The 12,952-nt window shown below is 63.1% G+C and carries 9 protein-coding genes; 6 read left to right on the forward strand and 3 right to left on the reverse strand.

Annotated elements, in window-relative coordinates; genetic code table 11:
* Positions 1 to 41: 41 nt before the first annotated feature.
* Positions 42 to 1,664 carry a histidine ammonia-lyase gene (gene hutH / locus ASE26_RS22550; RefSeq protein ID WP_055924512.1) on the reverse strand — a complete coding sequence of 541 codons (1,623 nt, stop codon included), beginning with the start codon at positions 1,662 to 1,664 and terminating at the stop codon, positions 42 to 44.
* An 11-nt stretch (positions 1,665 to 1,675) separates the two neighbouring features.
* Positions 1,676 to 2,956: a urate hydroxylase PuuD gene (locus tag ASE26_RS22555; RefSeq protein ID WP_055924515.1), complete on the reverse strand. Its 1,281-nt coding sequence runs from the start codon at positions 2,954 to 2,956 to the stop codon at positions 1,676 to 1,678.
* Positions 2,957 to 3,188: 232 nt separating this feature from the next.
* On the opposite strand from ASE26_RS22555, the gene ASE26_RS22560 reads away from it, so the two are divergent.
* The 6 genes from ASE26_RS22560 to ASE26_RS22585 all read left to right on the forward strand — a co-directional run bounded on the left by ASE26_RS22560 (position 3,189) and on the right by ASE26_RS22585 (position 12,003).
* Positions 3,189 to 4,124, forward strand: coding sequence for a LysR family transcriptional regulator (locus tag ASE26_RS22560; RefSeq protein WP_055924519.1), 936 nt, complete (start codon positions 3,189 to 3,191; stop codon positions 4,122 to 4,124).
* A 130-nt stretch (positions 4,125 to 4,254) separates the two neighbouring features.
* The gene (locus ASE26_RS22565) at positions 4,255 to 6,006 is read left to right on the forward strand and encodes an allantoate amidohydrolase (protein WP_057246984.1); all 1,752 of its coding nucleotides are present in this window, start codon (positions 4,255 to 4,257) and stop codon (positions 6,004 to 6,006) included.
* A 144-nt stretch (positions 6,007 to 6,150) separates the two neighbouring features.
* Positions 6,151 to 7,452, forward strand: a complete 1,302-nt coding sequence (locus ASE26_RS22570; RefSeq protein WP_055924526.1) for an NCS2 family permease — start codon at positions 6,151 to 6,153, stop codon at positions 7,450 to 7,452.
* A 17-nt stretch (positions 7,453 to 7,469) separates the two neighbouring features.
* Positions 7,470 to 8,957 (forward strand): xanthine dehydrogenase small subunit, encoded by a 1,488-nt coding sequence (gene xdhA / locus ASE26_RS22575; protein WP_055924529.1) that lies wholly within the window; start codon positions 7,470 to 7,472, stop codon positions 8,955 to 8,957.
* Complete coding sequence (gene xdhB, locus ASE26_RS22580) at positions 8,954 to 11,299, forward strand: xanthine dehydrogenase molybdopterin binding subunit (RefSeq protein WP_055924533.1); 2,346 nt, start codon at positions 8,954 to 8,956, stop codon at positions 11,297 to 11,299. Before xdhA ends, xdhB begins: the two co-directional genes overlap by 4 nt.
* Positions 11,300 to 11,301: 2 nt before the next feature.
* Positions 11,302 to 12,003 carry an aquaporin gene (locus tag ASE26_RS22585; protein ID WP_057246985.1) on the forward strand — a complete coding sequence of 234 codons (702 nt, stop codon included), beginning with the start codon at positions 11,302 to 11,304 and terminating at the stop codon, positions 12,001 to 12,003.
* Here ASE26_RS22585 and ASE26_RS22590 read toward each other — a convergent pair.
* Positions 11,933 to 12,949, reverse strand: a complete 1,017-nt coding sequence (locus tag ASE26_RS22590; RefSeq protein ID WP_057246986.1) for an AraC family transcriptional regulator — start codon at positions 12,947 to 12,949, stop codon at positions 11,933 to 11,935. The genes ASE26_RS22585 and ASE26_RS22590 overlap by 71 nt on opposite strands.
* Positions 12,950 to 12,952 lie beyond the last annotated feature (3 nt).

Raw genomic sequence — 12,952 nt, forward strand, 5'->3', positions numbered from 1 at the left:
AAACGGCCCATGCGGGCCGTTTTCCGGGGAACTGCGAAACGTCAGACGAATGCGCCGACCTTCGCGGCCACTGCTTGCTGCACCGAGCGGCTGGTGACAAAGCTGTGTGCGACCTGGATGTCGTTATGGAACCAGCGGTCGCCGTCCAGGCAGGCCGGGATCTGCTTGCGGATTTCGTCGTAGGCAGCCTGCGTGCCCTCGCCCAGCCTGAAGCCTGGCAGCAAATGCTCGGTCATGCTCAGCGCCTGTGCCGCCAGCAGCAACTCCACGCCCACAATGTACTGCGTGTTCTGCACCACGGTGTGTGCCTTGCGCGCGCACCAGGTGGAGTTGGAGATGTGGTCTTCACTGTTGGCTTTCGAGGGAATCGAGTCCACGCTGCCCGGCATCGACAGCGTGCGATTCTCCATTACGAGGGAGCTGAGGGAACATTGCACCACCGGGTAGCCAGTGTTCACGCCACGCAAACCGGACATCAGGTTGCGTGGCAGGCCCCATGACAGCGTCGGGTCGATTAGCCGTGCCACGCGGCGCTCGCAGATGCTGCCAAGATCCGTGATCGCCATGGCCAGCAAATCCATCGCCTGCGCCAGGTACTGGCCGTGGAAGTTACCGCCCGAGATGATCTCGAAGCCGCCACCATCCTTGCCAAAGATCAGCGGATTATCGGTGGCGGAATTGATCTCGTTCCTTACGATGGTGTCAATGTAGTCCAGCGCATCGAACACGGGACCATAGACTTGCGGCGTGCAGCGCAACGAGTACACGTCCTGGATACGCGGGGTATAGGGGATGTCGGTTCGCCGCAGTTCGTCCGGAAATTGCACCGCACGCGCTTCATGGGTGGTGCGGGTAGAACCTTTCAGCAGCTTGCGCACGACGGAGGCGGTCTTGACCTGCCCCGGATGCGGGCGCGCTTGCTGGATGCGGGGGTCGAAAGCCGACATCTCCGCACGCATGGCTTCCAGCGTCAGGCCGAGGGACAGGCAGGCGTCGGTCAGCAGGTCGCGTGCGTCCTTGGCAGCCAGCACGGCCACGGCCAGCGATGCGGTGCAGCCGTTGATCAGGGCCGATGCATCTTTGGCCTTCAGGTCGAACTTCACCGGGCCGACTTCGGCGCGCATAATCGCCTCGGAAGCCGCCATGCGCTGGCCCTTGTACATCACTTCCGCCTCGTCGAAGCCAGCGATGGCCGCAGCCAGGTAGGCCAGCGGCGCCAGGTCGCCGGAGGCGCCGACAGACCCCTTCTGCGGCATGATCGGGTGGATGCCGGCGTTGATGAAGGCCAGCAGGCGGTCCACCACTTCGACGCGCGGCGCCGAGTAGTTGCTGGCGAAGGCGTTGGCGCGCAACAGCATGGTGGCGCGGCTCACTTCTTCCGAAAACGGCTCGCCGATGCCGCCGCTGTGGGCTTTGATCAGCTGCGTCTGGAACAGCTCGATGTGCTCGACTGCGATGCGGGTGTCTTTCAGCAGGCCGACGCCGGTATTGAAGCTGTACATCATCGGCGCTTCGTCGTGCATCCAGGTGGATTCGATGTAGTCGCGGCTTTCCTTCAGCGCGGCGCGCGAGGTGGCGGACAGTTCGACTTTAGCGCCGTCGCGCGCCACGGCCAGCACGTCTTCGGCAGACAGGTTGAAGCCGTCGATAGTTACGTTGTTCATTGCTTTTCCTTTCAGTTCGCGCTGGTCTCAAACCAGGTACCGATAAGCTGACGCTCGTCATCGGTCATGTGGGTCATGTTCGCCAGCGGCATATCCTTGTTCTGCACCGCGCGCTGGTAGATCTTGGCGGCGTGCTGCTTAACCTGGGCCTCGGTATCGAGCATCACGCCGCCCGGGGCTGATGCGAAACCCGCCTGGGTCGGGGTCGCGGAGTGACACGACGCGCAGCGCTGCGTTACGACTTGCTGGACGCTGGACAGGCTGGCCTGGCCGGCCGGGGCAACGGCAACTGCAACGACGGCCTGCGCGGCATGACCATCGCCGTCCAGCGCTGCGGCTGCAGCCGCCGGTGCTGCCACGGCCTTGCGCGGCGCAGGGGCGATTGCCAGCGCCACGCCAGCCAGCAGGATCACGCCGGCAATCGGGAACGCAGGCGACACCTTGCCCGCATGGCGCAGGTTGAAGAAATGACGAATCAGCACGCCCGCAGCCATGATGGCCGCCAGCACCAGCCAGCTGTAGGCGTGGCTGTAGGTCATCGCGTAATGGTTGCTGATCATGATCAGCAACACCGGCAGCGTGAAGTAGTTGTTGTGCACCGAGCGCACCTTGGCACGCTTGCCGTAGATCGGGTCAGGCGACTGGCCCTTGGCCATGGCGTCCACCAGCTTACGCTGGCCAGGAATGATCACGAACAGCACGTTACCGACCATCATGGTGCCGATCATGGCGCCCACATGGATGTAAGCTGCGCGGCCGCTCAGGGTATGCGTCAGCACATAGGCAGCGCCAACGATGAGCGCGAACATTACGGATCCAAGTACCGCAGGCTTCTCGGCCAGTGCGGTCTTGCACAGCGTGTCGTACACCAGCCAGCCGCCGGCGAGCGTGCCCAGGCCGACGGCCACCGCTTGCAGGGAGCTCAGGTCGGCCACGTTCTTATCGATCATCATCGCCGAAGCGTTGAAGTAGTAGACGATGAACAGCATGGCAAATCCACTCAGCCAGGTGGCATAGGCTTCCCACTTGAACCAGTGCAGGTCTTCCGGCAGCTCATCGGGCGCAACCAGGTATTTTTGCGGGTTATAGAAGCCTCCGCCGTGCACCGCCCACAATTCGCCCATCACGCCCTTCCTGGCAAGCGGGCTGCCAGGCTTGGGCGGGCGGATCGAATTGTCCAGCCAGACGAAGTAAAACGAGGCGCCGATCCACGCGATACCGGTGATCAGGTGCAGCCATCGCACGAGCAAGTTAAGCCATTCCACCCCGTAAGGGCCGAATAAAGTCTCCATGATTTTTATCCATTAAGTCCGTTCACCTGCCTCTGGCGGGCACTTCAGATGAACCAAACGGTCGTCATACCGCCGCCGCTACGACCTGCATGGATGGAACGATATCGGTTGCGGGCGCGGGAGACCTTCCAATTCCTATATAACTCGCATAGTCCCAGAGATATAGTTTCGCGGGCCGGAAGGTGCGAACCTCTCATCCATAAATCTAAATAAATAATATTCGGAGACCATGATGTCCAGATTGCCAGAACACTTAGACATCCACCTGATCCGTATTCTGTACCTGCTGCTGGTGGAGAAGAACGTATCGCGCGTGGCGCTTAAACTGAACCAGCCGCAGCCCTCCATTTCCGGCTCACTGCGCAAGCTGCGCGACCTGACCGGCGACCCGCTGCTGGTACGCGGCGGCCGCGGCATGGTGCCGACGCAACACGGTGAGAGTCTGTTGAAGACCGCCAAGCGCATCCTGGATGAAACCGAAAGCCTGTTCAGTCCCAAGACTGCGTTCGTCCCGCAGGACGAGGCGCGCACTTTCCATCTCGCCGCGCCCGACTATATGAACACCCAGTTCTTCACCGAGGTGATTGCCCGCCTGCGCCGCGAATCCCCGCGCAGCCGCCTGGTAATCCACTCGCTGGGCCCGGACATCGATTACGTGCGCCTGCTGTCGGACGGTGACCTGGACCTGGTGGTCGGCAACTGGGACGAACCGCCGCAGCATCTGCACATTTCCAAGCTGTTCGACGACCCGATCGTGTGCCTGATGCGCGCCAACAGCGCCTATGCCCGCCGCACGCCGAAAGACGGCATGACGCCGGAGGAATACCTCACCCTGCCCCATGTCGCGCCGGCCCAGATCCTGCCTGGCTACCACGGCAACATCGATTCCTTCCTCGAAGAGCGCGATATGGAGCGCAATATTGTGGTGGAATCGGCACACTTCCGCATGTTGCCCTACATCGTGCAGCAGACCGATTTAGTTTTGACGAGTGGCAAACAATTCGCCAATTTCTACGAAAACCTGCTGGGCCTGAAGTCCTACAAAGTACCGCTGGACTTCCCGCCGCTGAGCTTTTACCAGCTATGGCACGAGCGCGCCCACCACGCCACCGAACATAAATGGCTGCGCGCCCAGGTCAGCGCCGCCGCCCGCCTGCTGGTGAAATAGAACAGCACCGGATAGCCGCTATCGGCCCAGCGTTATATCTCGCGCCTGCCGGGCCCCTATTATCAATTCGCCATTCCCCCAGAACACCTTACTTGGAGCGGGCCGTCGCCAGTCGGCGCCCCGAAGCACGATGACGAGCCTGAAGCGACTGAACACCTGCGACGCAGGGACTTTTACCGAGATCCTGCATGGCCTGTACGAGCATTCCCCGTGGATTCCCCAGCGCGCCGCCGCACAGCGCCCTTTCCGTACCATCGACGAGCTGAAACTGGGCCTGCAGAAGGTCGTAGCGGAAGCCGGCAAAGAGGAACAACTGGGCCTGATCCGCGCCCACCCGGAACTGGCCGGTAAAGCCGCCGTTGCTGGCGAACTGACGCCGGAGTCCACCGGCGAACAGGCCAAGGCCGGCCTGAACTTGTGCAGCAAGGAAGAATTCGCAGCGCTGCAGGAACTCAACAGTGCCTATAACGGCAAATTCGGCTTCCCCTTCATCCTGGCGGTCAAGGGCGGCGACGGCAAAGGCCTGTCGCGGCAGGCCATCATTGCCGCCTTCCGCCGCCGCCTGCGCAACCAGGCCGACGACGAACTGCGCGAGGCACTGCGCCAGATCCACCGCATCGCCGAGATGCGCCTGAACGCGCTGCTTTCCTACGTGCCTCACATGGGCCGCGACATCATTGAATGGGCCGAGGAAATCGGCGCCATCAGCGAGGACGAACAAGGCCTGACCTGCACCTACATGACGCCGACCCACCGCCGCACCGCTAACCAGTTGGCGAAGTGGATGCGCGAAGCCGGCATGCACGTCCATATCGACGCGGTGGGCAACGTGGTGGGCCGCTACCTGTCCACCGATCCGCAGGCACGCACGCTGCTCACCGGCTCGCACTACGACACGGTGCGCAACGGCGGCAAGTACGACGGCCGCCAGGGCATCCTGACCGCCATCGCGGTGGTCAAGCACCTGTATGAAACCGGCGAGACCCTGCCCTTCCACCTCGAGGTAATCGGCTTCGCGGAAGAAGAAGGCGTCCGCTTCAAGAGCACCTTCCTCGGCAGCAGCGCCGTGATCGGCCAGTTCGATCCCAAGCTGCTGGACTTGCGCGACCGCGATGGCCAGCTGCTGCGCGACGTACTGACCGACGCCGACCATGACGTCAATGCGATTGCCGATATCGCCCGCGATCCGGCTGACCTGCTCGGCTTCGTCGAAGTCCATATCGAACAAGGCCCGGTATTGCTCGAGCGCGGCCTGCCGGTCGGCGTGGTGACCTCCATCGCCGGCAGCAAGCGTTACCTGGTGGAGCTGAAAGGCGTTGCCAGCCACGCCGGCACTACGCCTATGCCAATGCGCAAGGACGCCGCCACGGCCGCTGCCGAAATCATCCTGTACGTGGAACAGCGCTGCGCCCAGGACCAGGATTCCGCCCTGGTCGGCACGGTGGGCCAGTTGCAGGTGCCAAACGGCTCGACCAATGTCATTCCAGGCGCCTGCACCCTGTCGCTCGATATCCGCGCGGCCAACAATGCCGCGCGCGATGCCGCAGTGGCCGACATCCTCGCCCACATCGAAAAAGTGTGCGAAAAGCGCCACATCTCAGTGCAGGTCGAACAAACAGTCGCCGCCGACTGCGCCCCTTGCGCGCCGCGCCTGATGCAGCAGCTGGCTGCCGCGGTGGAGCGGAATGGCATCCCAGCCTTCCAACTCGCCTCCGGTGCCGGACACGACGCCATGCTGATGGCGCGCCTCACAGACGTCGCCATGCTGTTCACCCGCTGCGGCAACGGCGGCATCAGCCACAACCCGCTGGAGACCATGACGGACGACGACGCCGACCTGTCGGCCCGCATCCTGCTCAGCTTCCTGCGCAACTATAGCTAAACCGAGATAGATGATATGCCACGGCATATAAGCCGAATGGGAGGCCATCAACGATATTGTTAAAACAAAGAGAACGAGGACGCCATATTTGTCCGCCCGGAGAGGCGGAATTTCGGGCGCTAAAAACTAAACGGAGACACCAAAATGCAATTCCTGGAACAATATTTCAAGCTCAGTGCGCATGGCACCGACGTGCGCACCGAGGTGCTGGCCGGTATTACCACCTTCCTGACGATGGCGTACATCATTTTCGTCAACCCATCCATCCTCGGCGACGCCGGCATGCCGAAAGACTCGGTCTTTGTGGCCACGTGCGTGGCGGCGGCCGTCGGCACCCTGATCATGGGCCTGTATGCCAACTTCCCTATCGGCCTGGCGCCGGGCATGGGCCTGAACGCCTATTTCGCCTACGGCGTGGTGGCAGGCATGGGGTTCCCATGGCAAGCCGCCCTGGGCGCGGTATTCATCTCCGGCTGCTGCTTCATGATCGTCAGCCTGCTGCGCATCCGTGAAAAAATCATGAATGCGATTCCGGCCTCGCTGCGTATCGCGATTCCGGCCGGTGTCGGCCTGTTCCTGGCGCTGATCTCGCTGAAGAACGCGGGCATCGTGGTCTCCAGCCCTGCCACCTTCGTCACCATGGGCGACCTGCATAAGCCAGCTCCCGTGCTGGCCATCGTCGGTTTCCTGGTCATCGTCGCGCTGGACCGCCTGAAGGTCACCGGCGCCCTGCTGATCGGCATCATGGCCGTGACCGTGCTGAGCTTCTTCTTTGGTGGTAACGCCTTCCACGGCATCGTGTCGGCGCCGCCTTCGATTTCCCCGACCGCTTTCGAACTGGACATCATGGGCGCCATCTCGCACGGCCTGTTCAACGTGGTGCTGGTGTTCTTCCTGGTTGAACTGTTCGACGCCACCGGCACCCTGATGGGCGTAGCCCAGCGTGCCGGCCTGATGAAAGACGGCAAACTGCCGGCCAATATGAACAAGGCCCTGCTGGCCGACTCCGGCGCCATCATCGCCGGCGCCGTGATGGGCACCTCGAGCACCACCGCCTTCATCGAAAGCGCTGCCGGTGTGCAGGCAGGCGGCCGCACCGGCCTGACCGCCGTCATCGTGGCACTGCTGTTCCTTGCCGCCCTGTTCATCGCGCCGCTGGCCGGCGTGGTACCGGCTTACGCCACCGCACCTGCCCTGTTCTTCGTCGCCTGCCTGATGCTGCGCGAAATGTCGGAGATCAACTGGGCCGAGACCACGGAAAGCGTGCCTGCCGTCGTCACCGCGCTGGTCATGCCATTCACCTACTCGATCGCCAACGGCCTGGCGCTGGGGTTCATCAGCTACGCCGCCCTGAAACTGCTCACCGGTAAGTACAAAGAAGTCAGCGCCATGATCTGGTGTGTCGCTGGCGTGTTCCTGTTCAAAACAATCTACATCGCAGGATGAAGCAAGGAGTAGCAAAGATGTCCCAACCGATTCGTTTCTTCTACCAGGGGCGCGTGCAGGAAGTCGATTCCGCCGCCCCGACCCGCACGGTGCTGCAACACCTGCGGGAAGACCTGCACTGCACCGGCACCAAGGAGGGCTGCGCCGAAGGCGACTGCGGCGCCTGCACCGTGGTGATCGGCTCGCTGGTGGACGGCGAACTGGAAATGCGCAACGTGAATTCGTGCATCCAGTTCCTGCCGACGCTGGACGGCAAGGCAGTGTTCACGGTGGAAGACCTGAAACAGCCGGACGGCAGCCTGCATCCGGTGCAGGAAGCCCTGGTGGAATGCCATGGTTCCCAATGCGGTTTCTGCACCCCCGGCTTCGCCATGTCGCTGTGGAGCCTGTACCTGAAGCAGGAGGGGCAGAGCGCGCCGCCATGCCGCAAAACGATCGATGAGACATTATCCGGCAACCTGTGCCGCTGTACCGGTTACCGCCCGATTATTGATGCAGCCGCCCGCATGGGCGAGCTGCCGGCGGTCGGCTTCGACCGCGCAGCATTGAAGGCAGTCCTGCAAGGACTGCAACGAGACACCATGTTCAGCTACACCCACGACGGCCAGACTTTCCACGCACCGCGCACCCTGGCCGAGATGGCAGCCCTGCGGGCCGCCAAGCCGGCCGCCACCATCCTCGCCGGCTCGACCGACGTCGGCCTGTGGGTCACCAAGCAGATGCGCAACCTGGGCGACGTGATCTACACCCGCCAGTTGCATGAACTGCACCGCATCGCTACCGTCGACGGCAAGCTGGAAATCGGCGCCGCCGTATCGCTGGACGATGCCTACCAAGCCGTGCTGGAACTGTATCCGAACGATTCGCTGCACGAACTGTGGCAGCGCTTCGCCTCGCAGCCGATCCGCAGCACCGGCACCTTGGGCGGCAGCGTCGCCAACGGCTCGCCGATCGGCGACTCCGCACCATGGATGATTGTGCTCGGCGCCGAAATCGTACTGCGCTCCGACAAAGGCCAGCGCGTCCTGTTGCTGCAGGACTTCTACCTCGATTACATGAAGAAGGATTGGCAACCGGGCGAATTCGTGGAAGCCGTGCGCATCCCGGCGCCGAAAGCCGGCCAGCAATTCCGCACCTACAAACTGGCCAAGCGCTACGACCAGGATATTTCTGCAGTCTGTGCCGCCTTCTCGCTCGAAGTCGATAGCGGCGTTGTCCGCAACGCCCACATCGCTTACGGCGGCATGGCCGCGACCTCGCGCCGCGCACCGCTGGCCGAAGCTGCCATCAACGGCCAGCCATGGAACGAGGCCACGCTGCGTGCCGGCATGGAAGCGCTGGCAAAAGATTACACCCCGCTGACCGATATGCGCGCCTCCGCCAATTACCGCATGCGCACTGCGCAGAACCTGCTGCGCCGCTTCTGGATGGAGACTCGTCCCGAAGACGCAATACCTGGCACTTACGTCAACGCTTACGCATTCAAGGAAGGAGCCGCTGCATGAACAGCAAGTCCGAACAGTTCATGACGCTCGGCGCCGCCAAAGGCTGGTCTGAAGTGGGCCAGAGCCACCCGCATGAATCGGCTATCCTGCACGTCCTGGGTGAAGCCGTCTACACTGACGACATCCCCGAAGCGCAAGGTACGCTGCACGCCGCACTGGGCCTGTCCACGAAAGCGCATGCCCGCATCGTGTCGCTCAACCTGGAGCCGGTGAAGGCCATGCCGGGCGTGGTGGCCGTGTACACCTGCAAGGACATCCCCGGCACCAATGACTGCGGCCCGATCATCCACGACGACCCTATCCTCGCCGAACAGAAAGTGGAGTACGTCGGCCAGCCAGTCTTCATCGTGGTCGCAGACACGCACGACAACGCGCGCCGCGCCGCGCGCAAGGCCGACATCCAGTATGAAGAGCTGCCAGCCATCCTGACGCCGGAAGCGGCGCGCGATGCCGAATCGTTCGTGGTTCCCCCAATGCGCCTGACGCGCGGCGACGCGCAAGCGGCTTTCGAGCGCTCCCCGAACATCCTGGAAGGCAAGCTGCACGTAGGCGGCCAGGAGCAGTTCTACCTGGAAGGCCAGATCTCGTACGCCGTCCCGAAGGAAGGCAAGGGCATGCATGTCTATTGCTCCACCCAGCACCCGACCGAAATGCAGCACGTGGTATCGCACGCCCTGAACTACCCTTCGCACGCCGTGGTGGTGGAATGCCGGCGCATGGGTGGCGGCTTCGGCGGCAAGGAATCGCAGTCCGCGCTGTGGGCCGCCTGCGCCGCCGTCAGCGCCGCGCGCCTGAAGCGCCCCGTGAAGCTGCGCGCCGACCGCGACGACGACATGATGGTCACCGGCAAGCGCCACTGCTTCTATTACGAGTACGAGATCGGCTACGACCACCAGGGCCTGATCACCGCTGCCAAAGTGCAGATGGTGACCCGCGCCGGCTTCTCTGCCGACCTGTCCGCGCCGGTGGCAACGCGCGCCATCTGCCACTTCGACAACACCTACTACCTGTCGGATGTGGATATCCGCGCCATGGCCGGCAAGACCAACACCCAGTCCAACACCGCGTTCCGCGGCTTCGGCGGCCCGCAAGGCGCCATCGCGATCGAGTACATCATCGACGAGATCGCCCGCAACCTCGGCAAGGACGCACTGGACGTCCGCAAGCTGAACTTCTACGGCCGCAACGACGAAGAAGGCCGCAACGTCACGCAATACGGCCAGAAGGTGGTCGACAACGTGATCCACGAGCTGGTGGCGCAGCTGGAAAGCGACACCAAATACCGCTCCCGCCGTGAGGCTGTACACAAATTCAACGCGAGCAACCCGGTACTGAAGAAAGGCCTGGCCCTGACGCCGGTGAAATTCGGCATCGCCTTCAACGTCACCCACTTCAACCAGGCCGGCGCGCTGGTGCACATCTACGTCGACGGCTCGGTACTGGTGAACCACGGCGGCACTGAAATGGGCCAGGGCATCAATACCAAGGTGTGCCTGGTGGTGGCGCATGAACTGGGCATTCCGCTGTCCAGCGTGCGCGCCTCCGCCACCGACACCAGCAAGGTCGCCAACACCTCCGCCACCGCCGCCTCCACCGGCGCCGATTTGAACGGCAAGGCAGCGCAGGACGCCGCCCACACGCTGCGCAGGCGCCTGGTGGAATTCGCCGCGAAATCATTTGGCGTGACAGCCGAAGAAGTCATCCTGGCCAACGGCACCGTATTCGCCGGCGAAACCGTCATTCCGTTCGCCGACCTGGTGCAAAAAGCCTACCTGGCGCGCGTGCAGTTATGGTCCGACGGTTTCTACGCCACGCCGGGCCTGAGCTGGGACCGCGAAACCATGAGCGGCAATCCGTTCGGCTATTACGCCTACGGCGCCTCGGTATCGGAAGTAATCGTCGACACGCTGACCGGCGAATGGAAGCTGCTGAAGGCAGACTGCCTGTACGACGCCGGCAATTCCCTCAACCCCGCCATCGACGTCGGCCAGGTGGAAGGCGCCTTCATGCAGGGCATGGGCTGGCTGACGACCGAAGAGCTATGGTGGAACCAGCAGGGCAAGCTGATGACGCATGCGCCGTCGACTTACAAGATTCCCGGCGTGTCCGACTGCCCTGAAGACTTCAATGTGCGCCTGTTCAGGAACCGCAACCCGTTCGACAGCATCCACCGCTCCAAAGCGGTCGGCGAACCGCCGCTGCTGCTGCCGTTCTCCGTGTTCCTGGCCATTCGCGACGCCGTCGCCTCGGTCGGCAACTATCGCATCAACCCGCCGCTGCGGGCTCCTGCGACCGGTGAAGCAATCCTCGACGCGGTGGACGCTGTTCGCGCGCAGGCATAGGCATGACGCTCGCAAGACGCCTTGCCGCCGAGGCACTGGGCACGGCGCTGCTGCTGGCCGTGGTGGTGGGGTCCGCCACCGCGGCCGACCGGCTGGCCGGCGGCAACGCCGCCATCGCCCTCTTCGCCAATTCGGTCGCAAGCGCCAGCGGCCTGTTGGCGCTGATCCTTGCGTTCAGCACCGTTTCCGGCGCCCATTTCAACCCCGCTGTTACGTTGTCCGAAGCCTGGCAAGGCGGCATGAGGTGGAGCGATACGCTGCCCTATGCAGCGGCACAGGTCTGCGGCGCCTTCGCCGGCGTCGCGGCCGCCCACGCAATGTTTGGCGAGCCGGTCTTCGCCGCAGCTGTCCACGCCAGGACCGGTGCGGCGCAGTGGTGGAGCGAGTTCGTCGCCACCTTCGGCCTGATTCTCGTCATCAGCGGCTGCGCGCGCAGCCGGCCGGCGATCACGCCGTTTGCCGTCGCCGCCTACATCGTCTCAGCGTACTGGTTCACCGCATCGGGCGCGTTCGCCAATCCCGCGCTCACTCTGGCGCGGACCGCGACCAGTACGGTGGCAGGTATTCGGCTGGAAGACGTAACCGGTTACGTCGCCGCCCAAATGCTCGGCGCCATCGCAGCGACAGTACTCATTACATGGCTGCATAGTCCAGCGAAGGTTCCAGCCGAAATGCACCGGGCGTCACACCCTGCCAATCCTTGAAGGCACGGATGAATGAATTGACATCCTGGAAGCCGAGCAGGAACGCGATCTCCCCCTGTGCAATGCCCGGCTTCCGCAGATAGTGCACGGCAAGCTGCCTGCGCGTCGCGTTCAGGATGCCCTTGAATGTAGCCGACTCCTCGCTCAGCTGCCGCTGCAGACTGCGCTTGCTCAGGGCGAGATTCTTCGCCACATCGTCCACCGTGTACTGGCCGGCCGGCAGCCCTTCCAGCAGCACGGCCTTGACCCGTTCGCTCATCGTCGCCGATGCATTCAAGTTACCCAGGCGCTCGCGCAAGCCGGCTTCGAAGAACGTCCACATCGCCTCGTTCGCGGTGAGGAAATGGCGCGCCGCATCCTCCCTGGAGAACGTGACGGTGACCCCATTGCCGGCTCCCGGCATGACACCGAAATACTCCCTGTAATCCTCGGTACGATCCGGCAGCTCCGGCATCGACACTGCGATCGGCACCACGCGATGGCGCGTCGCAAGGCGTACCAACTGGGTCAGGAAGACTGTCTCCGCAGCCGCCATACTGCGCGGGATCGGCCCCGCGTCCGCATAGCACTCCAGCGTCGCCGAGGTGCCGCTGTCCGTGATTTCGACCAGCAAGGCCAGTGGTCCAAACAGCTTCTTGAAGACAGACAAGCGCTGAAAGGCGATATTCAGGTTAGGGCTGCACAAGCTGGCGAAGATCGGCGGATCGAACGCTTCCACCGAGATTGCCTGCCCTATCCGGAGCGGCAGCACCATATCGTCACCTGACGTATCCTCGATCACCTGCCATAGCTGGAAGAACTGCGCCGGCGAAATCGAAGCATCCTGGCGTGCGAACAAGTCCGCAGGAAGGCCCGCAAGGCGCAATACCCGCGCCGGATCGATGCCCATGTCTGCAAGCAGAAGCTTCCAGCCGGGCTGGATGGCGAAATGCGAGGGATGTCTCATGCT

This window comes from Duganella sp. Root198D2 (assembly GCF_001428585.1).
Lineage (GTDB): Bacteria > Pseudomonadota > Gammaproteobacteria > Burkholderiales > Burkholderiaceae_D > Rugamonas.

Excerpts from the sequence above, each read along its gene's own strand:
- hutH (WP_055924512.1), bottom strand. The coding sequence starts at position 1,664 with ATGAACAACGTAACTATCGACGGCTTCAACCTGTCTGCCGAAGACGTG.
- ASE26_RS22555 (WP_055924515.1), bottom strand. The coding sequence starts at position 2,956 with ATGGAGACTTTATTCGGCCCTTACGGGGTGGAATGGCTTAACTTGCTC.
- ASE26_RS22560 (WP_055924519.1), top strand. The coding sequence starts at position 3,189 with ATGTCCAGATTGCCAGAACACTTAGACATCCACCTGATCCGTATTCTG.
- ASE26_RS22565 (WP_057246984.1), top strand. The coding sequence starts at position 4,255 with ATGACGAGCCTGAAGCGACTGAACACCTGCGACGCAGGGACTTTTACC.
- ASE26_RS22570 (WP_055924526.1), top strand. The coding sequence starts at position 6,151 with ATGCAATTCCTGGAACAATATTTCAAGCTCAGTGCGCATGGCACCGAC.
- xdhA (WP_055924529.1), top strand. The coding sequence starts at position 7,470 with ATGTCCCAACCGATTCGTTTCTTCTACCAGGGGCGCGTGCAGGAAGTC.
- xdhB (WP_055924533.1), top strand. The coding sequence starts at position 8,954 with ATGAACAGCAAGTCCGAACAGTTCATGACGCTCGGCGCCGCCAAAGGC.
- ASE26_RS22585 (WP_057246985.1), top strand. The coding sequence starts at position 11,302 with ATGACGCTCGCAAGACGCCTTGCCGCCGAGGCACTGGGCACGGCGCTG.
- ASE26_RS22590 (WP_057246986.1), bottom strand. The coding sequence starts at position 12,949 with ATGAGACATCCCTCGCATTTCGCCATCCAGCCCGGCTGGAAGCTTCTG.